This is a genomic window from Reyranella massiliensis 521 (assembly GCF_000312425.1).
Classification (GTDB): domain Bacteria; phylum Pseudomonadota; class Alphaproteobacteria; order Reyranellales; family Reyranellaceae; genus Reyranella; species Reyranella massiliensis.
Map to the genome: position 1 here is coordinate 5,563,508 of NZ_HE997181.1, position 22,927 is coordinate 5,586,434.

Here is a 22,927-nt window from a genome sequence, read left to right on the forward strand (position 1 = left end):
CGGCATGTTCGGCAAACTGACGATCGAAGCCCTGCCGCTCTACAGCGCGATCGCAGCCGGCGGGGCGGCGGTCACCGTGGGCGGCGCGCTGCTGGTGGCCATCGTGCTGACTTGGCTCAAGGCTTGGAAGTATCTCTGGAGCGAGTGGCTGACCAGCGTCGACCACAAGCGTATCGGCATCATGTACATCGTGCTGGCGCTGATCATGCTGCTGCGCGGCTTCGTCGACGCCATCATGATGCGCGCCCAGCAGGCGATGGCGCTCGATGCCGGCGGCTACCTGCCGCCCGAGCATTTCGACCAGATCTTCAGCTCGCACGGCACGATCATGATCTTCTTCATGGCGATGCCGTTCATGACCGGGTTGATCAACCTGATCATGCCGCTGCAGATCGGCACCCGCGACGTGGCATTCCCGTGGCTGAACGCGGTCAGCCTGTGGCTGAGCGCGGCGGGCGCGGGCCTCGTCATGGTCTCGCTGGTGATTGGTAAATTCTCGACGGCAGGCTGGACCGGCTACCCGCCCTATTCGGGCATCGAGTACAATCCCGGCGTCGGCGTCGATTACTGGATCTGGGCCATCCTGATCAGTGGCGTCGGATCGACGATGTCGGGCATCAACTTCGTCGTCACGATCCTGAAGCGGCGCGCGCCGGGCATGACCCTGATGCGCATGACACCGTTCACCTGGACCGCGCTCTGCGCCTCTGTGCTGATGGCCTTTGCCTTCCCAGCTATCACCGTGGCCTGCGGCCTGCTCGCCCTCGACCGCCTCGCCGGCATGCATTTCTTCACGAATGCGCATGGCGGCAACATGATGAACTACGCCAACCTCTTCTGGATCTGGGGGCATCCGGAGGTCTACATCCTGATCCTGCCTGCGTTCGGCATCTTCTCCGAGGTCGTGTCGACCTTCTCGCGCAAGCGCCTGTTCGGCTACGAGTCGCTGGTCTATGCCACGGCGGCGATCGCGATCCTGTCCTTCACCGTCTGGCTGCACCATTTCTTCACCATGGGCTCCAGCGCCAACGTCAACGCCTTCTTCGGCGTGACGACCATGATCATCGCGGTGCCCACGGGCGTGAAGGTCTTCAACTGGCTGCTCACCATGTATCGCGGCCGCATCGACTTCCACCCGTCGATGATGTGGAGCATCGGCTTCATCGTGACCTTCGTGATCGGCGGCATGACCGGCGTTCTGCTCGCCATTCCGCCGGCCGACTTCCTGATGCACAACACGACCTTCCTGGTCGCTCACTTCCACAACATGATCATCCCCGGCGTGCTGTTCGGCTATCTCGCGGGCTACATGTTCTGGTTTCCCAAGGCCTTCGGGTTCGAGCTCAACCGCGGCTGGGGGCTTGCTTCCTTCTGGTGCTGGCTGATCGGCTTCTACCTGGCCTTCATGCCGCTCTATCTCCTCGGCCTGAAGGGCATGCCGCGCCGCATGGAGACCTACAATGACCCGACGTGGCAGCCTTACCTGATGGTCGCCGCGCTGGGCGCCGTCGTCGTGCTGTGCGGCATCGCGTCGATGGTGATGCAGCTCTACGTCTCAATCCGCGACCGCAAGCTCAACGCGGACCGGACGGGCGATCCGTTCGACGGGCGTACCCTCGAATGGTCGACCTCCTCGCCGCCGCCGCCCTACAACTTCGCGGTGATTCCGACGGTCGGCGATCGCGAACCCTTCCTCGAGGCGAAGAAGAACGGCACGGCCTATCGGCGGCCGGCTTCCTACGCGCCGATCCGCATCCCCTCGAATACGCCGGCGGGCGTGATCCTGGGCGGCTTCGCCTTCGTGCTGGGCTTTGCCGTCGTCTGGCATATCTGGTGGCTGGTGATCGTCTCGGCGATCGCGATGTTCGTCACGGTGATTGCTCGCTCGTCCGACGACAATGCCGAGTTCACCCTGTCGGCCGGCGAGGTGAAGCGCATGGAGGATGAGCGCTTCCGCGAGCTCGGAGGCCGGGCATGAGTGTCGCGCACATGAGCGAGCACGAACGGGAAGAGACCGAAACCCGGGAGCAGCGCGCCCTCGGTTTCTGGCTCTACCTGATGGGCGATGCCGTGATCTTCGCCCTCCTGTTCGCGACCTACGCGATCATGATCCCCGGCACGGCCGGCGGGCCGACAGGCAAGGACCTCTTCGACCTGAACAACGCCGCGCTCGAAACGGTGCTGCTGCTGGTCTCCAGCACGACCTTCGGCTTTGCGAGCCTCTCGGTGCGGACGGGCAATCGCAGCGCGGTGATCGGCTGGCTCGCCGTCACGTTCCTGTTGGGGGCGGGTTTCGTCTTCCTCGAGGTGAGGGAGTTCGCCGGCATGATCGCCAAGGGCGCCGGGCCGGATCGCAGCGGTTTCCTCTCGGCCTTCTTCACCCTGGTCGGCACGCACGGCGTCCATGTCACCATGGGCCTGCTGTGGATTGTGATCCTGTCGGCCCAGGTGATGCTGAAGGGACTCACTGCGCCCGTGGCCTCGCGGCTCTACCGGCTTGGCCTCTTCTGGCATTTCCTCGATATCGCCTGGGTCGGGATCTTCTCGATCGTCTATCTGCCGGGACTGCTCTGATGGAACGCCATGGGCTCCGCAACTACCTGATCGGCTTTGTGCTCGCCGTCGTTCTGAGCGTCATCCCGTTCTGGCTGGTCGCCACACACGCGCTGCCGCCGCAACGCACGCTGTTGATCATCGGCATCGCCGCCGTGCTGCAGGTGCTCGTCCACCTGCGCTTCTTCCTGCATCTCAATTTCACGACCACGCCCAAGGAGAACCTACTGGCGCTGGTCTTCACCGCACTGCTGATCTTCATCATGGTGGGCGGCAGCTTCTGGATCATGTTCGATCTGCATCAGCGGATGATGACCTGACCTCTGCGCGGCCCTTGCGTATCGGCTGGGCGCTGGAAAGCATCGCACCGAAGCCGTCGGATCGGCTCCTCGAAATCGGATGCGGGCAAGGGGTGGCCGTTGCCGCCGTCTGCGAAGGATTGACCAGCGGCACGATCCTGGCGATCGACCGCTCCGCGACGATGATCGCAGCCGCCCGTCGGCGTAATCAGGACCCCGAGAGAGAGGGCAAAGCGACGTTCGCCGCGATGGCGCTGGCCGACATGACCTTCGGTTCGCAGCGTTTCGACAAGGTCTTCGCCATCAACGTGAATCTGTTCTGGCGGGACGCGGCGCGGGAACTGGCGATTGTCCGGACTGTTCTCGCGCCGCGTGGCCGCCTTCATTTGATCTTCGAGCCACCGACAGTCGCCCAGGTCGAGCGCATCGCAAAGGAAACGGCGGTGCGGCTGGAGGTGGGCGGCTTTTCAAACGCGGTCGTCCGGAAAGGAACCGGAACGGCTGCGCGCCTGATTCACATCTCTGCCGCCTAGAATGACTTTGAGATGCCGACGATGACGCGGGAGGCGCAGTTCTGGGTGCCGAGGCAGTCCTGGACGGAGAGGTTTGTGCCTGTGTAGACGGCGGAGAGGTCGAAGCCGTAGACGTTGACGACGACGCCGGCCTGCCAGTCCCAGTAGTTGTCGTTGGGGATGCCGTAGTTGGGGAAGCGCTCGACATACTGGTTGCCGATGCTGCCGATGATCTTGAAGGCGATGTTCTCGTTGACGCGGATGAAGGGCAGGGGAACGGTGACTTGTGCCCACTTGTACCAGGCGTTGCCGGAGTTTGCGAAGAAGTTGGGGCTGTATCGGACGGCGGCCTGGAGCTGGGCGACGCCGAAATCGTATCCGGCGACGAGGCCGAACTCGTTGAAGTCGAAGTAGAGGTCGGCGGGGGCGCCGAGATAGTTGTAGCGGATATAGCCGAGGTCGAAGGTGAGCTTGTCGTCGAGGGCTTTTAGGCGGAGGCCGGCATTGAGGTCGATTTCGACGGAGGCGCCGGTGTTGGGGAAGTTGATGTTGGACCCCCAGGCGCTGACATAGGCCGACAGCGGGACCTTTTCGGAGACGGGGGCGGTTTCGTATCCGAAGGAGGCCTGGACGGCGACCTGTCGCTGGGTCTGTGAGATGCCGCGATAGGAATAGTCGTTGAGGAAGGCGAAGCCTGCGGTGAAGGTTCCGCCGAACGGGCCTTTCCAGGTTTCTTTCTCGGGCGGCGTATCCGGCGCCGCGGGCGCCACCGGGTTCGGCGTGCCTTGAGCATAAGCGGCAGTGGACCCCAGCAGTGCGAGCATCGCTACCGCCAGACTTGCCGATTTCCTGAACATCATCGTCTCCCCTTGTTGCGGGGCGCAAAAGACGCGGGGCGGGCCTAGGAAATCCATGTCGATGGCGCGATCGGGCCGTAGGAATTTCATAGGCAATGCGGCCCACGCCCGGCCCGGCCGTGAAATTCCTATGCTTTTCCTATATTGCCGGGGCTTCCTTCGGCTCGAAATCCTACGCGTCCTACTCCTTCTATCCGGCCGAAGGAGAGTTCCATGTTGGACGTTCTGTTTTTCGGCGGCGGCCTTGTGCTGTTCTGCCTGCTGATCGCTTACGAGCGTCTCTGCAACCGGATCTGAGGACGCGTCATGATTCTCGATTACGTCCTGGGCGGCGGCCTCGCCGCGATCCTGCTCGTCTATTTGACCGTCGCGCTGGCGCGCCCGGAAAAGTTCTAGGGAAAGTTCTGAGGCTGCAATGACCATCAACGGCTGGGCGCAGATCGCGCTCTTCGTCGCGCTTCTGCTGCTGTTCACGCGACCGCTCGGCGGCTACCTCGACAATGTCATGGCAGGGCGGCGCACCTTTCTCTCGCCCGTGCTGCTGCCGGTCGAGCGTGGCTTCTATCGCCTGGCAGGCATAGACCCGAAGGAGGAGCAGAGCTGGTGGGTCTATGCCCGCGCCATGATCGTCTTCCACGTCGTGGGTTTTACCTTCCTTTACCTGCTGCTGCGCCTGCAGGACCTTCTACCCCTCAACCCGCAGGGCATGGCGTCGGTGCCGCCGGACCTTGCAGGCAATACGACGGCGAGCTTCCTTACCAACACCAACTGGCAGAGCTACGGCGGCGAGAGCACTATGAGCTATCTCTCGCAGATGGCCGGGCTGTCGGTGCAGAACTTCCTGAGTGCGGCTACAGGCATTGCGCTCGCCACCGCCTTCATCCGCGGCTTCGCGCGGGCTGAATCGAAAACTCTGGGCAACTTCTGGGCGGACCTCGTGAGGGTTACGCTCTACGTGCTGCTGCCGGCCTGCATTCTACTTACCCTCTTCTATGTCTGGCAGGGCGTGCCGCAGAATCTCTCCTCCTATGTCGAGGCGACGACCCTGGAGGGCGCCAAGCAGACCATCGCGCAGGGCCCGGTCGCCTCGCAGCTCGCCATCAAGATGCTGGGCACCAATGGCGGCGGCTTCTTCAATGCCAACTCCGCGCATCCCTACGAGAATCCGACGGCCTTCTCGAACCTGGTGCAGATGCTGTCGATCTTCGTGATCGGCGCGGCGATGACGAACGTCTTCGGCCGCGCGGTGGGTGACGAGCGTCAGGGCTGGGCGATCTTCGCAGCCATGGGCACGCTGTTCCTGGTGGGCATCTCCGTGGCCTACTGGGCGGAGGCCGGCGGCAATCCGCTGATCGCAGCGTTGGGCGTCGACAATGCCGCTGGCAACATGGAGGGCAAGGAGGTGCGCTTCGGCGCGCCGCTGTCTGCTCTCTTCGCCGTGGTCACCACTGCTGCCTCGTGCGGCGCCGTGAACGCCATGCACGACAGTTTCATGCCGCTCGGCGGCATGATCCCGCTGATCAACATGCTGCTGGGCGAGATCATCATCGGCGGCGTCGGCGCCGGCCTCTACGGCGTATTGCTCTTCGCCATCCTGGCCATCTTCCTGGCGGGCCTCATGGTCGGCCGCACGCCGGAGTATGTCGGCAAGAAGATCGAGGTGCGCGAAGTCAAGATGACCATGCTGGCCATCCTCTGCCTGCCGCTCGTCATCCTAGGCTTCACGGCTTTGGCCAGTGTCCTGCCGGTGGGGCTTGCCGGCCCGGCCAACGCCGGCCCGCACGGCTTCAGCGAGATCTTCTATGCCTACACCTCGGGCGCCGCGAACAACGGCAGCGCCTTCGGCGGGCTCTCGGCCAACACGGTCTTCTACAACGGCACCATCGCCATCGCGATGATGGTCGGACGCTTCGCCGTGATCGTGCCGATGCTCGCCGTCGCAGGCTCGCTCGCCGCCAAACGCAAGACTGCCGCGTCGGCCGGTACCTTCCCAACTCACGGCGGTCTGTTCGTCGGCCTGCTGGTCGGCGCGATCCTGATCGTGGGTGGTCTCACTTTCCTGCCGGCCCTGGCGCTCGGACCGATCGCCGAGCACTTCGCGATGCTGGCCGGCACGTTGTTCTAAGAGGCGTCATCATGAGCAAGAAAGACAAGTCGCCGTCCCTGTTCGACGCGGCGATTCTCAAGCCTGCGCTGATCGCGAGCTTCACCAAGCTCGACCCCCGCGCGCTCGCCCGCAATCCGGTGATGTTCACCGTCGAGCTGGTGGCGCTGGCCGCGACCGTGCTGACCGTGCGCGATCTGATCGTCGGTTCGCCACGTACCGGCTTCGAGGTCCAGATCGTGATCTGGCTTTGGATCACCGTCCTCTTCGCTACTTTCGCGGAGGCGGTGGCCGAGGGGCGGGGCAAGGCGCAGGCCGATACCTTGCGCCGCATGCGCAGCGAGACCATGGCGAAGGTGTTGCTGGGCGTCGGCGACATGTTCGAGCCGCGCCGCGCCCACACGCTGAAGGTCGGCGACAAGGTGCTGGTCGAAGCCGGCGACCTGGTGCCGGGCGACGGCGAGATCATCGAGGGCGTGGCGACCATCGACGAGTCTGCAATCACGGGCGAATCGGCGCCCGTCATTCGCGAGGCCGGCGGCGACCGTTCGGCGGTGACCGGCGGCACGCGCGTGCTGTCGGACAGCATCAAGGTGCGGATCACGGCCGAGCAAGGATCGAGCTTCCTCGACCGCATGATCGCCCTGGTCGAAGGCGCTTCGCGCCAGAAGACGCCCAACGAGCTGGCGCTGTCCGTCCTGCTGGCCGGCCTGACCCTGATCTTCGTCCTCGCGGTCGTCACCATCCCGAGCTTCGCCACCTATGCCGGCGGTGCCGTTTCGGTCGTTGTGCTGATCGCCCTGTTCGTGACCCTGATCCCCACGACAATCGGCGCGCTGCTGTCGGCCATCGGTATTGCCGGCATGAACCGGCTTGTCCGCTTCAACGTGCTGGCGACCTCGGGCCGCGCCGTTGAGGCGGCGGGCGATGTCGATACGCTGCTGCTCGACAAGACCGGCACCATCACGCTCGGCAACCGTCACGCCACGCAGTTCATCCCGGTGAGCGGCGTCAACGAGGACGAGGTGGCGCGCGTCGCCCAGCTCGCCAGCCTGGCCGACGAAACGCCGGAGGGCCGCTCCATCGTCGTGCTGGCCAAGGAGAAGCATGGGCTGCGCGGCGTCGAGGTGGCGGAACTGCATGCCAGCTTCGTGCCTTTTACCGCTCAGACCCGCATGAGCGGCGTCGATCATGAAGGCGCGGTGATCCGCAAGGGTGCTGTCGATGCGGTGATCGAGCATGCGCGTTCGCTCGGCGTCACGCCGCCGACCGAGGAGGTGAACCGCATCGCGACCTATATCGGCAAAGAGGGCGGCACGCCGCTCGCCGTGTCGCGCAACGGTCAGATACTCGGCGTCGTCTACCTGAAGGACATCGTCAAAGGCGGCATCCGCGAACGCTTCGCCGAGTTGCGCAGCATGGGCATCCGCACCGTGATGATCACCGGCGACAATCCGCAGACGGCGGCGGCGATCGCGGCCGAGGCCGGCGTCGACGACTTTCTCGCTCAGGCCACGCCCGAGGCCAAGCTGCGCCTGATCCGCGAGGAGCAGGGCAAGGGCAAGCTGGTGGCGATGTGCGGCGACGGTATCAACGATGCGCCCGCACTGGCCCAGGCCGATGTCGGCGTCGCCATGCAGACCGGCACCAATGCCGCGCGCGAGGCCGGCAACATGGTCGATCTCGACAGCGACCCGACCAAGCTCATCGAGATCGTGGCCATCGGCAAGCAGCTCCTGATGACGCGCGGCGCGCTCACGACCTTCTCCATCGCCAACGACGTGGCGAAGTACTTCGCCATCATCCCGGCGATGTTCCTCGCTTTCTACCCGCAGCTCGGCGTGCTGAACGTGATGGGGCTGGCCACGCCGGAAAGCGCCATCCTGTCGGCCATCATCTTCAATGCGTTGATCATCATTGCCTTGATCCCGCTCGCCTTGCGCGGCGTGCAGTACCGGCCGAGCGGCGCGGCCGCGCTGCTGCGCCGCAACCTTCTGATCTACGGCATCGGCGGCCTGATCGTGCCCTTCGTGGGCATCAAGCTGATCGACATCGTCGTCGCCGCTGCCGGCCTCGCCTAGCCGGCCCGCGCCAAGGAGAGAACCATGCTTCGTCATTTCCGTGCGTCGATCGCGACGCTTCTTCTGATGACCGTCCTGCTGGGCCTGCTCTATCCGCTGGCCATGGTGAGCCTTACGGGGGCGATCTTCCCCGGCCAGGCAAACGGCTCGCTGATCGAGCGCGACGGCAAAGTCGTCGGGTCGAAACTGATCGGGCAGAACTTCACCGGCGAAGGCTACTTCCATGGCCGGCCGTCGGCGACCCTGGATGCCGATCCAGCCGACGCGACCAAGACCGTATCGGCCCCTTACAATGCCGCGAGCTCGTCGGGCTCCAACCTGGGACCCACGTCCAAGGCGCTGATCGACCGCGTCAAGGAGGATGCCGACAAGCTCGGCAAGGGCGTGCCGGTCGACCTGGTAACGACTTCGGGCAGCGGCCTCGATCCGCATATCTCGCCGGCGGCGGCGGCCTGGCAGGTGGTGAGGGTCGCCAAGGCCCGCAACCTGCCGGAGGCCGATGTCCAGCGCCTCGTGGCGCAGCATACCGAGGGCCGCATGTATGGCCTGCTGGGCGAGCCCAGGGTCAATGTCCTGCAACTCAACCTGGCGCTCGACGCGCAGGTCAAGCGGTGACAATGATCGGGCCCCATGGCCCAGGTCGCTGACGACGCCCGCCCCTCTCCCGACGCGCTGCTGAAAGCCGCGGAGAAGGAATCGCGCGGCAAACTCAAGATCTTCCTCGGCGCCGCGCCCGGCGTCGGCAAGACCTACGAGATGCTCTCGGCGGCCCATCGCCGACGACGCGAGGGCGTCGATGTCGTGGTCGGCGTCGTGGAGACGCACGGCCGCAGCGAGACCGAGGCCCAGCTCGCGGACCTCGAGGTCGTGCCGCGCCGAACAGTCAAGTATCGCGGTCGCACCTTCCAGGAAATGGACCTCGATGCCATCCTGAAACGTCGGCCGGCGCTGGTCCTGGTCGACGAGCTTGCGCATACCAATGCCGAGGGGAGCCGCCATCCCAAGCGCTATCTCGATGTCGAGGAGCTGCTGACGGCGGGCATCGATGTCTATTCGACCCTGAACGTTCAGCATATCGAAAGCCTGAACGATGTCGTGGCGCGCATCACCCGTATCCGCGTGCGCGAAACGGTACCCGACCGCGTGGTCGACGCCGCCGATGAAGTCGAACTGATCGACCTCACGCCAGCCGATCTGATCGCGCGCCTGGCCGAGGGCAAGGTCTATGTCCGCGATCAGGCGCAGCGTGCCCTGCGCCACTACTTCTCGCCCGGCAATCTGACGGCGCTGCGCGAGCTGGCGCTTCGCCGCACTGCCCTACGGGTGGACGAGCAGATGCGCAGCTACATGCGCGAGCATGCCATTACCGGCCCTTGGGCTGCGGGCGAACGGGTGATCGTCTGCCTCGATCCGGGGCAGGGCTCTGCCAATGCCGTGCGTGCCGCCAAGCGCAGCGCCGAAGCCCTCGATGCCGAGCTGATCGCGCTCTATGTCGAGACCGACCGCCACGCCACGCTGAGCGAGAAGGAACACGCTCGGCTTACCGAGGCGATGCGGCTGGCGGCCCAGCTCGGCGCCGAGGTCGTGACCGTGCCCGGCCGGTCGGTCGTCGAGGAAGTGGTCGCCTTCGCGCGTTCGAGGAATGCGACGCGTGTGGTCGTCGGCAAGTCGCGGCGCTCCCGCTGGTTCGAGTTGCGGCATGGATCCGTCGTCGACGAGCTGGTGCGGTCGGGCTCGGGCCTCGCCGTCGAGGTGGCCCCTTCGGCCGAGGCTGAGCAAGCGACCGAGGCCAAGGACTGGCTGCGCGACGTGCCAAAAACGCCGGGACCTTATGTCGAGGGAATCCTGTCGACGGCCGCGGCGACGGCAACGGGCGTGTTGATCGACCGGCTGATCGAGTTGCCCAACATTTCCTTGATCTATGTCGTGCCGGTGCTGGTTGCGGCGGCACGACACGGGCTGGTGCCCTCGCTCTGGGTATCGGGCCTGAGCGTCCTCTGCTTCAACTTCTTCTTCCTGCCGCCGCTCTACCAGTTCACGATCACCGATCCCGCCAACGTGCTGGCGCTGTTCTTCTTCATGGTGGTGGCGGCGACGGCGAGCGCTCTTGCGGCGCGGACGCGAATCCAGACGGAATCGGCACGACGTGAAGCGCGGACCACGGCGGAACTCTATGCCTTCAGCCGCAAGATCGTCGGTGTCGTTGACCTCTACGATCTTCTGTGGATCGTGGTCACGCATCTCGCGCGTTTGCTCAAAGCCGAGATCGTCGTGCTCATGCCGGAAGATGGCAGGCTGGCGACCAAGGCGGCATTTCCGCCGGACAGCGAGGTGAGCGAAGCGGATGTCGCGGCCGCCCGCTGGTCGTGGGATGCCGACCGCCCGGCCGGGCGCGGCACCGATACTCTGCCGGGCGGGCGCTGGCTGTTCGTACCCTTCCGCACCAGCCGGTCGGCCATCGCGGCAATAGGCGTGCTGCCCAACAAGGAAGGTCGCGAACTGTCCGCGGGCGATCGTCGTTTGCTGGAGGCCGTGGGCAACCAGGCGGCCGTCGCCATCGAGCGCGTGATTCTTGCCGAGGATATCGACCAGGCCCGCCTCGGCGCGGAGCGCGAGCGGCTGCGGTCGGCGATGCTGACGTCGGTGTCGCACGATCTACGAACCCCGCTCGCCTCTATCATCGGGTCGCTCTCCAGCCTGCTGAGCTATGGCGAACGCTACGACGCCGGCACGCGCCGGGAGCTGCTCGCAACGGCCCAGGCCGAGGCCGAGCGGCTGGACCGCTTCGTCGGCAACCTGCTGGACATGACGCGCCTCGATGCCGGTGCGATTGCCCCAAAACGCGAGGCGGTGGAGGTCGGCGACCTCGTCTCAACGACCCTGCGCCGGGCCGCGCCACTGGTGGAGGGCCACACGGTTTCGAGCACCGTTCCCCAGGGGCTGCCGGCCTTGCAGCTCGATTTCGTGCTGGCCGAACAGGTTCTGTTCAACCTGCTCGACAATGCCGCCAAGTATTCGCCAGCCGGTGGAGGCATCGAAGTCGTGGCGCGACAGGAGGGCGATCGGGTTGAAATCGTCGTGCGCGACGAGGGGCCGGGCATCGCCGAGAGCGATCTTGACCGCATCTTCGAGAAATTCTATCGGGCTGACGCTGGCGATCGCCGCCGCGCCGGTACCGGCCTCGGGCTTGCCATTGCCCGGGGGTTCGTCGAGGCGATGGGCGGCACGCTCACGGCGCGCAATCGAGCGGACCGCAGCGGCGCGGAGTTCTTGGTGAGTTACCCGGTGACCCGACATGGCCGCTGACGGCGCCACCATCCTGATCGTCGACGACGAGCCGCCGATCCGTCGCCTGCTGCGCACGACGCTGTCGGCGCACGACCATCGCATCGTGGAAGCGGCAAACGGCGCCGAAGCCCTGTCGGCCATGCGGCATCACCGGCCGGATCTCGTCCTGCTCGACCTCGGCTTGCCGGACGTCGACGGCCTCGAACTGATCGCTCGCCTCCGCGGTCTGGCCCACGTGCCGATCGTGGTTCTGTCGAGTCGAGGCGACGAGGCGGCCAAGGTGGCTGCACTCGATTCCGGCGCCGACGATTATGTCACCAAGCCGTTTGGCGCCGAGGAGTTGATGGCGCGCATCCGTGCGGCGCTGCGGCACCGCCTGCAGGAGCAGGGCGCGGAACGAACCTTCGCCAGCGACGATCTGAAAGTCGATCTGGTGCGCCGCCAGGTCGAGCGCGGTGGCGGCGCCGTCAAGCTCTCGCCCAAGGAGTACGATATCCTCGAGCAGCTCGCGATTCATGCCGGCAAGGTGCTGACGCACCGCCATCTGCTGCGCGAGGTCTGGCACGACGAATCGGTCGATCCGCAGTACCTGCGTGTCTATATCCGGCAGCTCCGCCAGAAGATCGAGGCCGATCCGGCCTCGCCCCGGCACGTGCTGACCGAGCCGGGCGTGGGGTATCGGCTGGTCTGAGCTACTTCTTGATCACGGCGCCCGTGGCGACGTTGAGCACGGCTCCGTCCTCCAGGCTGATGCGATAGATCTCGCGCAGCACATTGCCGGCGAAGCCCAGTTCGACGATCGATACCGTCTTGAACGTAGTGGGGATGCCGTCCGGCAGGATCTGATTGAACTCCGCAGCCGTCTGGTTGAACGCGGCCTGGATCTCGGGCGTGAACTTGGCCATCGAGTAGACCAGCGTGTTGTGCGGATTGTGCGGGCGCAGTTCCTTGCCGTCCTTCACGGTGTTCACGCCGCTGACGCCGACTGTCCGCACGAGTTCTTTGCCGGCATCGCCCATGACGCCATAGACGGGTCCGGTGACGCGGGGCAGCGGACCGTCGCGCAGTGGCGTGAGGGCCGTCGTGGCGATGGTGTTGAAGGCCATCATCGCTTCGAAGCTCGGGCCCTCCTTGACGATGCCGAGATCGAGCCACCAGGGATGGCCAGCGCCCTTGGCTGCTTCCGTCGTGTAGAAGGTCTTGAGCTTCAGGTTGAGCGCCGGCGGCAGCTTGGGCATGGCCTTCAGCATCTTTTCCGGCGTCGTCGGATCGGGATTGTGAATATGCAGCACGGTGACGTGCGGAATATTGAAGCGCAGCGCCTCGTCGATGAGGTTGGCGTTCAGCAGCTTCTCGCGCAGCAGGCCGCCGATCGTGAGGGCGAGGAGATCGTTCACTTCCTTCGGCAGGGTGTAGACCAGTCCGAAGGTGCGCTTGTGCTCGCGGAAGGTGGGTGAGGACAATGCGCTATTGTCGATCCCGGCCTGTGCCGATGCCGTCCCCGATTGAAGCATGGCGAGACCGGCGAGACCGGCAATCGCGATGGCCGCTGCACGGCCGAGCAGTTTGAACCTCATGATATCTCCCCTCGATAGCGGATCTTTGACAGATCCTTCGCGAACGGTAAGTGCACGGACGGTGAAACACCACTGCTATGTCGGGGGCGACGAGGCCGAAGGGGCCGTCAGGCGGCGCGGGGCTGGTGGGGCTGCGACGCCGCAAAGCCAAGCACGGTCGCCCGTTCGGTGCCGCCGATGGCCTCGCCGACCTCGCCGAACCGACAGGACGTCGGAAGTGCCGCCATCGAGCCGCGGGCGTACGTGACGATATCGAACATGGTTGGCTCCTAGGCAGCCAGGCGCGCAGACTGAACGGGGGCGAGGACCAGACGTCGGGCCAGATGATCGAAGGAAACGACGTCGAGCCCGGCGGCAAGGGCATGCGCGCGAATGGCGGAGAGGCCGTTGGCGCAGGGGCAATCGGCACCCTCGACGATCACACGGCCCGTCGCGCCGGTACGGTTGCGCGCGGCTTGCAGAGCATCGTGGAGCTCGTCTTCGTTGGCGACATCGACGATCCAGGCAAGGTCGGCGGCTTCGCGGTCGGGCGAGACAGTCCCCGGCCGCAGGCTGCGCACGCCGGCGCAACCGCGATGCATCAGGGCGAGAACGACGGAGAGGGTGCGATGGCCGATGACGGCGACATGGGCCGACGGGGGCAGGTCGGCGACCGCCATCACGCGGTCGACCAGACTCTCGGACGAAACGACGGAAGCGACGGCAACGGCGGTCATTGGTTTTCCTTTTCGAGACGGAAGACGTGCAGGGGCGCCGGCACGCAGCCGAAGTAGCGGCGGCAGGCGAGCCGCATCTGCTTCGGCTCGGCGGCCGGGATGGCCGTGACGCCGACATCGGCAGGGACGGGTTCTTGGCTTGAAGACGGGGTTGCCGCCGCCATGAGGGCGATTGCGGCGATGGTGGTGCCCCGGGTCATTGATCTGACGGCGGACATGGGTCGGCGTCTCCTGGACGACCAACCATGTAGGAGTGCGGTCCGTATGAAATCGAGGCGCCGGAAAGGGCCGCGGCATAGCCGCGGCATATAGGTCGGGAGATGCCTATTTCGGCAGGGAGTCGAGGGCCTTCTTGGCGTCGGCGTCGTTCTGGGCAGCCGCTTGCTGCAGCCAGCTCTTGGCCTTGGCGGTATCGGCGGTGAGGCCCGCACCGCCTTTGGCGAACAGCAGGCCGAGTTTGCGCTGGGCCTCCGCGACGCCGGCCAGCGCGGCACGCTCGTACCAGCTGGCCGCCAGCGTACCGTCATGCGGGAAGCCGGCCTTGGTCTGCATCGTCGGATCGTAGAAGGACGCCAGCTCGACCTGGGCAGCGGCGTTGCCTTGCTCCGCGGCCTGACGGAACACCAGGAAGGATGCTGCCATGTTGCCGTCCTTGGCGAACTCGCGGCCCTTGGCCAGCATCGCGTCGGGCTGCGGTTTGGTCGCGAGATACTCCGCCACGGTTTCGCGCACGGACTTCTTCGGCGGCTCGGCGCTGGCGAGCGGTGTCGGCGAAGCCGTTGGTGGCGGCGTTGCGGCGACGGCCTGTTCGGGTTTGTCGAAGTGGTTGGTCCAGGCGTAGTAGCCGCCGCCGATCAGGATCAGCAGGATCGCCGTTGCCACCATCCAGCCCGTGCCGCCTCGGCGCTTTGTCAAGTCGGCCATTGGATCGCGCGCGGCGCGCAGTTCCGGCCTCGGCCGGGGCGGGGGCGGTTCGACGGCGGGTGGCGGTTCCGGTACGGGCTCGGGCTCGGGGGCAGCCCGTTCGCGCGCGCGGCGCAAGCGTACGATGTCGTCGGCAAACGGGTTCGAGCCATCGGCGGCGCCCGACGTCAACATCGCCGGCCAGGCGACCACGGTGGTGCCGACGACGCCGATATCGGGTTCGCGAACGCGCAGGCGGACGGTCGCAACGCCGGCCAGGCGATCGCAGATCTCCGGCCCGAGATGGAACTCCAGCACCTCGCCACGGCGTCTCACCTGATCGGGCATCAGCCAGGTTTCGGTGCGCCGCCAGCCATCGTCGGCCAGATGCGAGTCCGGCCCCTGCTGGCGCTGGATCGAGATGGTCAGGCCGTCGGGTGCAGCATCGAGCTCGGTCACACGCAGCAGCGCGTGGCCGGGTTCGCTGAGAGGCGTAATGGAGGCGCGAACAGGCATCGACCCGGGCGTTCCTTACGCCGGCACGGCGCGCAGGATGGCGCCGAGGCGATCGTTCTGTTCCGGCGTGATCTCGCGGCCGCCTTCGTAACCGACATTGTCCATGGCGAGCTGCAGGAAGGCGCGCATCCAGTCCTTGCAATAGTCGGCATAAATCGGCGCCGGGTCTTCGCTCAGCACAGGCACGCCATCGACCATCAAGGTCGGATGCTCGAACACGCGGCGGACCGGCGCGTTGGGCGGCAGGCCGGGTCTCTGGTCGAGCGGCAACTTGTCGAAGCCCAGGGCGCTCACATAGCCGTTCAATGCGGAGGAGGCGGTACGCACCTGGCGTTCGGCGATCTCCTCCCACTTGGCGTTGGCGGCATTTTCCAGAGCCCGCACCTCGTGGCTCAGCTGGTCGATCAGCTTCAGGCGATGGGCGCCCACGATCAGTTCGTCGATCAGCCAGCCGAGATGCTGGCGATCGACGCCATAGTGCGACAGCGCCTTCTCGTCGGCGCCGACACGGCGCATGTTCTCGAGCCAGTAGTCGGCGGCCTCGCGGGCAAAACGCTCGGCGCGATCCTCCAGCACGCCCGACGGCGTCGGTGCGTGGCGGCTGGCCTCCTCGCCGAACACGTCGGCGAAGATGGCGCCGAGATCGACGGCGGCGCCGGTCGACTGCGCCACCGGACTCTGGGACTTGCCGTTGCGCGCCGGTGCATCGTCGGAGGCGCGCGCCGTGGCGATCCGGAAATAGATCTCGCGCAGCGCGGTATCGGCGACCTGCAGGGCCGCGACCAGCTCGCCGAAGAGCTGTTGCTGGATGACGTTCGCCAGTCCGCGCAGCACCGTGTGAACCAGATCGCGTTTCTTGGTGCGGGCGTCGCCGTCGGAGGCGCTGTGGAAGCCGGCCAGCCGGTCGACCAGACGGCGGATCTGGACGTCGAGCTGGCCCCGTACCTGGGCGCGTTTGATCGCCGGATCGCAGACCGGGATCAGGCTCTTCACGAGATAAGAGACGCCACCGTCGTTGGCGCGGAAAGCTTCGTCCCACGCCCGCGCCGGATCGGCGAAGTGGCGGCGCACGTCTTCGTTGTCGATGAAGTGGCGGCGCAGTTCGGTGGCGCGCTGGGCGAAGGTATCGGCGATGCCGACCTCGCGGCCGCCGTCGTAGTCCATCAGCCGCTCGTCGATGACGGTCGGGTTGCGCAGCCAGAAGGTATTGTCGAACGGCCGGCCGTTCCAGTTGAGCGGCCACTCGCCGCGGAAGTTGTTGACCAGCGAATTGCCGAGACGGGCGCTCCAGCGCAGGTGGCGCGACTCCTCGGTCTCGCCCGCCTTCTGCTCGAACTCGCGGTCCATCTTGGACAGCACCAGGAACAGCGCGTTCTTCTGCTTGGCGCGGTCAGCCGGCGTGGCGCCGATCGTCTGGTCGATCCACGCCGTCATCATGTCCGAGAGGTCGCGGACTTCCTGGTTGCCGTCGGGGATGCAAAGCAGGATGGCGGAAAGCTCGCGCTCCGACGAATAGCGCTGGAAGAGATAGGCGACCTTGCCGCGCAGCAGCAGCTCGCGCAGCGGGTTCGCTCCCTCGGCCACGCCCTTGGTCTTCGAAACGTCATCGAGCTTGGCGAGCTTCAGGCGCGAGCGGGCGCCGGGGAAGTCGAGCAGGTCGGTATGATCGAAGAAATCCCACGGCTTCTCGGCGATGGCGACATTGAGCTCCGCCGTCAGGGCGCAGATCAGCGAGCGCGGCAGGTCGGTGTCGGGCGAGGAACGACCGTCGGCCTGCTTGGGGCGGACCTGCAAGGTGTCGTCCGAGTCTGCGCCCAGCCGGTCGAGCGTCAGCACATCGATGATGCTCTTCTCGCGCGGGATCAACGCATCCATGCCGAGCAGAGCCTCAGGCGCGAAGGCGAGTTTCTGCAAACCCTCGTAGAGCGTGAGGTAGAGGTCGGTAAAGGGCTGGAAATCGTACCACAGCACCGACCACAGGCGGGCACGGTCGTGGCCGGAGAGGCGTGGCGCCAGATCGATGGCCTCGCGCCAGTAGTCGGTGCGTAGTTCGGCAGTGACGCCGGCGAAGAACGTATCGAAGTACTCGATCAGGTCGAGCACGTCGTCGGCATCGAGGTCGCCCACCGGCGTGGGCTGCGCCTTGACGCGCAGTTCGGCCAGTCGCTTGCGGATGGCGGCGCCGTCGGGCCCCTGGAACTCCGCCTTCTGGTGATCGAAGTCGAGCAGGAAGGAGTTGCCCAGAATCTTCACGATGTCGGTTTGCGTCAGCAGGCGCACACGCACCGGAAAGTCGTGCGAGACGTCGCTCAGCCCCAGGCCGAAGCGCGTGACGAGGCCCGTGGACTCGCGATTGCCCGGCGGGTTGATCTCGCGCAGGAAGTCGTAGCTGCGGTCGGCAAAGCGCGCCTGCAACGGCCGGCCGTCGCGACTGGCCAAGATCGAGACGAGGTAGGACTTGCCGGCTTGGCTGGGGCCGAACACGCCGACGCACATGCGGCGGCGCGCGGCACGCGCCAGCTTGCGGCTCTGGTTGCGAACCTTCTGCAGCTCGCTCACCAGCGACGGCGCCTGTTGCGCGACGGTAGGCGATTGCGCCGAAGCATTCTTCAGCCAGGTCACGCCCTCGCTGGCGGCAACGGCCAGCGCTTCGCAATCCTGGGCCAGTTTGAGATCGACAGTGTCCATGGTTTGTCCGTGAACCTTCAACCAGTCTTGAGCATGCCCGTGTCGAGCCAATAGCCCTCACGGCGCGGCAGCGTCTGGAGACGAAGCGTCAGGCGGTCGAGCGCAACGGCCCGGCCGTCGCGATTGGTCACCTGGCGCAGGCGGAAACGTTCGACGTCGCCCGAGTCCTTGTCCTTGGGCTTCACGCGGGCCAGCGCGATCTTGAACGGCGTCTCGCGTGCGTGCCGTTCGGCATATTCGGGCTTGGCGAATTCGAGCGCATAGAGCCTGGCCGCCGGCCAGCGCACCAGATCGAGTTGGCGGGCACCCAACCACATGGGACCACGGAACTCGAAGGCGATCTCCGGCAGTTCGTATTCGCGATTGTCGAGATCGACATCGCGGTAGACCAGGTCCTCTTTCTGCAAACGGCCGCCACCGTCGAGCTTGCCGATAAACTTGGCGATGCTCTTGGAACGCAGCAGGTCGGAGCGGAAGGAGAAGTCCGGGAGCTGCGACTGGGCGAGGGCGGCGATCATCGCGCCGACCGCCACGGTAGTCTTGGGATCCTCCACGCGCAGGCGCGCGTCGCGGAAGGGGTACCAGGCGCCGACGCGATAATCGTGCAGGGAGATCACGCGCTCCGGCGGCAGCGGCAACAGCTCCATCACCAGCGCCCGGATGCCGGGCAGGCGCGAGGGCCGGCCGGAAAGCAGCAGCACGTCGCAATCGTAGGCGTGCACGATCTCGGCGAGCGGCGCTAGCACGCGCGCCATCTCGGCCCGCACCGTCTTGTCGAGGCCCGGCAGCTCGACCGGGAAGACGACCGTGCGCAGGTCGAAGTTCTGGGCGCCGCGCTTGCGGGCAGCCTCGTTCACGAAGGTGACGACTTCCTCGGACGGCCTGGCGCCACCCGGGAAGAAAGTCTCGTAGGGCCGCGGCTCGGCGGCCACGACGCCCGAGGTCGGATCGAAGGTCTCGGCGGCGCGCAGGAATTCGAGCGCGATCGGATGGGCAATCTGCAGCGCGAACTGCTGGCGCAGGTTGCGCTGGATCACGTCTTCGCCGCCGCGGTCGCCGCCCACCAGCTCGGCCATCAGGTCGGCCGGATTGGCGATGCCGGACGCACGCAACGCGGCTTCGATCGGCGGCAACACATGCGCCTGCACGACGCGCAGCAGTATATCGTCGCCCGCGACGTTGAAACCCTCGCGGAACTTCTGCTCCGGGAAGAGAGTCACCGAGGTGCCGGCGCCTTCGAGGCGATAGGAATTGATGATCAGGTCGGTCGTGCCGCCGCCGACATCGATGCTGGCGATGCTGAGCGTGTCGCCTTCGGCTGTCGGCTTGCCGCGCGGCTTGCGCGTGATCTGGAAGAAGCGGCGGGCATCGCCGCCGAAGTTCCGCGCCACTTCGGTGTAGAGATAGACGAGCTGGGTACAGCTTGCTTCGTCCCAGTCGGTCAGCACGCGCGGTGCGGGAGCCGCCGGATCGTCGAGCTTCCAGCCCATCATCATCCAGACGAGATCGCGCGCGGCCTCGGCGCGCTTGCGGAAGATCAGACGCTCGGCCAGCGGCATGCCCGTCGGCAGGGTGAGCACGATGCGGCGCAGGCGGCGTGGCGTCTCTGCGTGTGCCCGGCGGCCGCGCTGTTGCGGCGAGTTCATCAAGGTCAGCGCCTGCAGCAGGATCTCGGAGAGCACGAAAGTCATCACCGAGGAGCGCGAATAGAGCGGCTCGAACACAGGGAGATGGTCGGCCGAATCGGCATCGGGATCGACCAGATGCAGCGGCTCGCCCTTCTGGTTGACGAGCTGCGCCATCGGGCCGGCCGCCGCCGGCATGGCCGTCTGGTCCTGGGCGTAGGCGACGTTGAAGCGCCATTCGCGCGTCTGCGGCTCCTCGTCCCACAGATAGCGCTTAGGGCTCGACATGCCGGTGTTGCCTTCGGTGCCGCGCCGACGGGCGGCAAGCCGCGTCGCTTCGGGGCCGACGCGCGTCATGGTCGGCCAGACGAAGGCATCGGCCCGGCCGCCGAGCCGCGAGAGGTGGTTCTTGCCGAACCAGGCCTGTGCGAACTCGACGCGCGATTCGAAGGGCCGCGTATGCACGACCTCGGGATGCGAGAGGTCGCGCAGCGCCAGTTCGTAGGAGTCGTTCAGGTTGACGCCCAGCTCACCGGCCGCCTCGATCAAGAGACCGCAGGTCCGCGAATTGCCGACATCGAGCACGAGATCGACCTCGATGGCGCCGCGGCCCGGCCGTTCGGCATCGCCGACCAGCTTGATGGGCGGGAAATGCGCGGCGGCTGCCAGCAGGCCGAGGAAGGCGAGATAGCGTGCCGTCGCTTCCTGCGGCTTCTGCTTGATGTCGTTGTCGATTTCTTCCGCCGTGGCGCGCGGATGCAGCTCGTGGAATAGCTCGTCGAGCCACTGCGTCATCCAGCCCTGGCGCAACAGCCAGTGATTGGCGCGCTGCTGCGGGGCGAGCGCAAACAACGCCCCCGAGGTCACGTCCTTGGGCGAGGGCGCCAGATAGGCACGGCCTTCGGCCTCCGCGATCAGCCCCGTGTCGAAGGCGAGCACGGCGCGATAGCGGTTGCCCTGTTCGTCGCGATAGCCTGCGCCGTAGCGGGCTTCGAGATCGACCACGCGCACACGCGCCCAGTCCGCCGGACCTTCGCGAAACTGATTGTTCGGCCGCACCTGCAGGAAGGGCACCGGCACCCATTTGTCGAGAAAGGGCGCCAATGCGTCCTTGGCGGTAATTACGAGATTGGGTTCGGCGGCGCGGCGCCGGCCGTTTTCAACGACCTCGTACTGGCCGCGGCCTTCGTCGAAGTCGAGCTGCACCAGATCGTCGACCGCCTTTGTCGCGGCCGCGTCGTGGAAACCCCACTCGCGTACCTTGAGACGCACGGGGTCGAAGCCGAAATCGAGGAACTGAATGCCGGAACGGGCAATCAGCGTCGTCGGGCTGGGATAGCTCGGCAGGCGGGCGAGGTCGCTCATGTCACGTTCGTTACGGCCAATCCGATAAATCTAGGCACTCAACGACCGATCTGCACGCGATAGCTGCGTTTGTCGCCCGGCTGGTTGCCTTTGCATTGGGCGACACCATCCGCGCCGACCTCGCAATTGACGACATTACGGGCATAAGTGCGGCCGTCACTGCATTTGGGGTTGGATTTCTCTTCGATCACCAATTTGGCACCGTCCCAACGTGCTTCGGCCGGTGCTTCGCAGGTGGCGCCGTTCTTCTGCACGAAGCTCACCTTGCCCTTGCCCTTGTCATCCAGCGTGTAAGAAGGACGCAGATCCTTTTCGCCGGTCGCGGTCGCAAGGCCGGTACGCGAACGCCAGTCACCCTGCAAGAAGGCGAGATCCTGCTTCTGCTTGGCTTCCGGCGGGACGACCATCGGCTTCGGCTCGTCCTTCTTCTCGTTCTTGTCGTTCCGAGCCGCGTTGTCTTTGTTCTGATCCTTGCTCTGCTCGTCGGGGCCCTTCATGCCTGCGCCCTTGTCGTCGGGCTTGCTCGGATCTTTGCCCTCGTCTTTGCCGGCAATGCCGACATCGGCGGTGGCATCGGGACCGGCGCTGCGCTCGATGGGCGGGCCGCCGGCGGAACCTACGATGACGCCGCCCGGCGCGATGATGCCGGCCGCACAATCGCCACCGCGGCGCGCCAGCTCGTCGGTGAGGCGAGCGAGTTCGAGGCGCAGATCTTCATTGTTCTGGACGAGCGTGGCGACGCGCGTCTGCTGCAGTTCGAGGGGCTGGCGCACGGCGAAGCCCAGGGCGCGTTCGCGAACCTCGGCTTCGAGAGCAGGCTCGATGCGCGGCAGGTACGGCCGCACCAGCCAAGCGAGCAGGGCCAGCAGCAGAAGGAGCAGAACGCCGAGCAGCAGCCATTGCCACCACACGGTGCGCGGTGCGGCAACGGCGGCCACTGCCGGCGCGGATGCCAGGACCGCTTCGGGGCGTGGCGTGACGGGCGGTGTTGCAATTGCCGCCGGTGCCGGAGGAGCGCTTGCCAGGAAGACGCCGGGCAGGGCCGCATCGGCGGTGAAGCCCCAGAAGGCCATGACTGGCCGGCCGTCCACGACATAGAGCGTCTCTTCGCCGGGGGCGGTCAGAGCATGGCGCAGCAGGCGCGCGAAGTTGCGCTCCGCACTGGAGCGTTCCACGGCTTCCATTTGCGTCGCAAGCCCGGAGAGGTCGCCATGCAGGCGATGGACCGTATCGAGCACGGTCTGTCGTTCGCTCTCCGGCAGGTCGGCGAGACGGCGGACCTCGCCGTCGAACGGCGCATACCAATGGATGCTGCGGCCGCTCGGCTCGGCTTCGGGGATCGCCAGCAAGTCGGCATGCTCGCGCGAGAGCCGCGCGGCGATGGCCGTGCGAAGCTGGCCGGCAGCGCGCCACACAGGATCGCCCGCCAGCCCCAGCGCGCGGTAGCGCTGGAGCGGTTCACTGACAAGAAGCGGACCTGCAGCCATGTCTGTTCCTCAGCGCCCACCCCGGGGACAGGAGATGGAATAGGTCCATCGCGTGCCCCAGATCTCTCCCGTTACGATTACATCGACCGAATAATCCCCGGCGACCGGCTTCCAGTCGAAGCCAAAACCGCCACGGCCGCTGCGCGGACCCCCCGTGCCGGCGATCTGCTGGCCACGATAGATCACCTTGATATCGTCCGGCCGGACGAAGAGCTGATAGTTCAACGCCACGAAGCCCGGTTTGTCGCCGAGATAATGTCGATTTCGCGTGACGCCTTCGCCGCCCGAGTCGCCCGACCAGTCGCAGGGAAGCTGGCCCGGCGGCGGCCGATTCACCGGCGGCGCCGGCGGTGCGG

Annotated in this window: 20 protein-coding genes; 10 read left to right on the forward strand and 10 right to left on the reverse strand. The window is 66.1% G+C overall.

The annotated features are described in order from the left end of the window. Positions 1-4 precede the first annotated feature (4 nt). The 4 genes from cyoB to BN60_RS29300 are packed head-to-tail and all read left to right on the forward strand — an operon-like array spanning position 5 to position 3,385. The gene (gene cyoB, locus BN60_RS27180) at positions 5-1,978 is read left to right on the forward strand and encodes a cytochrome o ubiquinol oxidase subunit I (protein ID WP_020699349.1); all 1,974 of its coding nucleotides are present in this window, start codon (positions 5-7) and stop codon (positions 1,976-1,978) included. Beyond that, entirely contained in the window at positions 1,975-2,574 is a 600-nt protein-coding gene (gene cyoC, locus BN60_RS27185; RefSeq protein ID WP_020699350.1) for a cytochrome o ubiquinol oxidase subunit III, read from the forward strand. The genes cyoB and cyoC overlap by 4 nt, the downstream gene beginning before the upstream one ends. Further along, complete coding sequence (gene cyoD, locus BN60_RS27190; protein WP_020699351.1) at positions 2,574-2,873, forward strand: cytochrome o ubiquinol oxidase subunit IV; 300 nt, start codon at positions 2,574-2,576, stop codon at positions 2,871-2,873. The genes cyoC and cyoD overlap by 1 nt, the downstream gene beginning before the upstream one ends. Positions 2,874-2,887: 14 nt before the next feature. Next, the gene (locus tag BN60_RS29300) at positions 2,888-3,385 is read left to right on the forward strand and encodes a class I SAM-dependent methyltransferase (protein WP_020699352.1); all 498 of its coding nucleotides are present in this window, start codon (positions 2,888-2,890) and stop codon (positions 3,383-3,385) included. Here BN60_RS29300 and BN60_RS31095 read toward each other — a convergent pair. Continuing rightward, entirely contained in the window at positions 3,382-4,224 is an 843-nt protein-coding gene (locus BN60_RS31095; RefSeq protein WP_177324873.1) for a TorF family putative porin, read from the reverse strand. The two genes, BN60_RS29300 and BN60_RS31095, sit on opposite strands and share 4 nt — an antisense overlap. A gap of 303 nt (positions 4,225-4,527) precedes the next feature. On the opposite strand from BN60_RS31095, the gene BN60_RS30630 reads away from it, so the two are divergent. Genes BN60_RS30630 through BN60_RS27230 form a run of 6 tightly spaced genes read left to right on the forward strand, consistent with a single transcriptional unit; the run spans position 4,528 to position 12,385 of the window. Further along, positions 4,528-4,617: a potassium-transporting ATPase subunit F gene (locus tag BN60_RS30630; protein WP_020699354.1), complete on the forward strand. Its 90-nt coding sequence runs from the start codon at positions 4,528-4,530 to the stop codon at positions 4,615-4,617. Between the two features lie 19 nt (positions 4,618-4,636). Then, positions 4,637-6,346, forward strand: coding sequence for a potassium-transporting ATPase subunit KdpA (gene kdpA / locus BN60_RS27210; RefSeq protein ID WP_020699355.1), 1,710 nt, complete (start codon positions 4,637-4,639; stop codon positions 6,344-6,346). 11 nt (positions 6,347-6,357) lie between these two features. Continuing rightward, positions 6,358-8,406 carry a potassium-transporting ATPase subunit KdpB gene (gene kdpB, locus BN60_RS27215; protein ID WP_020699356.1) on the forward strand — a complete coding sequence of 683 codons (2,049 nt, stop codon included), beginning with the start codon at positions 6,358-6,360 and terminating at the stop codon, positions 8,404-8,406. 24 nt (positions 8,407-8,430) lie between these two features. Beyond that, positions 8,431-9,021: a potassium-transporting ATPase subunit KdpC gene (gene kdpC / locus BN60_RS27220; protein WP_020699357.1), complete on the forward strand. Its 591-nt coding sequence runs from the start codon at positions 8,431-8,433 to the stop codon at positions 9,019-9,021. Positions 9,022-9,036: 15 nt separating this feature from the next. Beyond that, positions 9,037-11,712 carry a sensor histidine kinase gene (locus tag BN60_RS27225; protein WP_020699358.1) on the forward strand — a complete coding sequence of 892 codons (2,676 nt, stop codon included), beginning with the start codon at positions 9,037-9,039 and terminating at the stop codon, positions 11,710-11,712. Then, a complete protein-coding gene (locus BN60_RS27230; protein ID WP_020699359.1) occupies positions 11,702-12,385 on the forward strand; it encodes a response regulator transcription factor in 684 nt (227 codons plus the stop codon). Before BN60_RS27225 ends, BN60_RS27230 begins: the two co-directional genes overlap by 11 nt. Position 12,386: 1 nt before the next feature. Here the strand turns inward: BN60_RS27230 and BN60_RS27235 are convergent, their stop codons facing one another. From BN60_RS27235 to BN60_RS27270, 9 genes are all read right to left on the reverse strand, one after another. Continuing rightward, positions 12,387-13,271 (reverse strand): hypothetical protein, encoded by an 885-nt coding sequence (locus BN60_RS27235; protein WP_020699360.1) that lies wholly within the window; start codon positions 13,269-13,271, stop codon positions 12,387-12,389. Between the two features lie 107 nt (positions 13,272-13,378). Beyond that, positions 13,379-13,531, reverse strand: a complete 153-nt coding sequence (locus tag BN60_RS31100) for a hypothetical protein (RefSeq protein WP_020699361.1) — start codon at positions 13,529-13,531, stop codon at positions 13,379-13,381. A 9-nt stretch (positions 13,532-13,540) separates the two neighbouring features. Next, a complete protein-coding gene (locus BN60_RS27240; RefSeq protein ID WP_020699362.1) occupies positions 13,541-13,987 on the reverse strand; it encodes a hypothetical protein in 447 nt (148 codons plus the stop codon). After that, entirely contained in the window at positions 13,984-14,205 is a 222-nt protein-coding gene (locus BN60_RS27245; RefSeq protein ID WP_148283535.1) for a hypothetical protein, read from the reverse strand. The genes BN60_RS27240 and BN60_RS27245 overlap by 4 nt, the downstream gene beginning before the upstream one ends. Positions 14,206-14,311: 106 nt before the next feature. Continuing rightward, positions 14,312-15,406, reverse strand: coding sequence for a tetratricopeptide repeat protein (locus BN60_RS29305; RefSeq protein WP_020699364.1), 1,095 nt, complete (start codon positions 15,404-15,406; stop codon positions 14,312-14,314). Between the two features lie 15 nt (positions 15,407-15,421). Further along, positions 15,422-18,094, reverse strand: coding sequence for a virulence factor SrfC family protein (locus tag BN60_RS27255; RefSeq protein WP_020699365.1), 2,673 nt, complete (start codon positions 18,092-18,094; stop codon positions 15,422-15,424). A 17-nt stretch (positions 18,095-18,111) separates the two neighbouring features. Beyond that, positions 18,112-21,084: a virulence factor SrfB gene (locus BN60_RS27260; RefSeq protein WP_020699366.1), complete on the reverse strand. Its 2,973-nt coding sequence runs from the start codon at positions 21,082-21,084 to the stop codon at positions 18,112-18,114. Positions 21,085-21,122: 38 nt separating this feature from the next. Continuing rightward, positions 21,123-22,571: an SrfA family protein gene (locus BN60_RS27265; protein ID WP_020699367.1), complete on the reverse strand. Its 1,449-nt coding sequence runs from the start codon at positions 22,569-22,571 to the stop codon at positions 21,123-21,125. Positions 22,572-22,580: 9 nt separating this feature from the next. After that, a partial coding sequence (locus BN60_RS27270; RefSeq protein WP_020699368.1) for a hypothetical protein occupies positions 22,581-22,927 on the reverse strand: 347 nt, incomplete at its 5' end.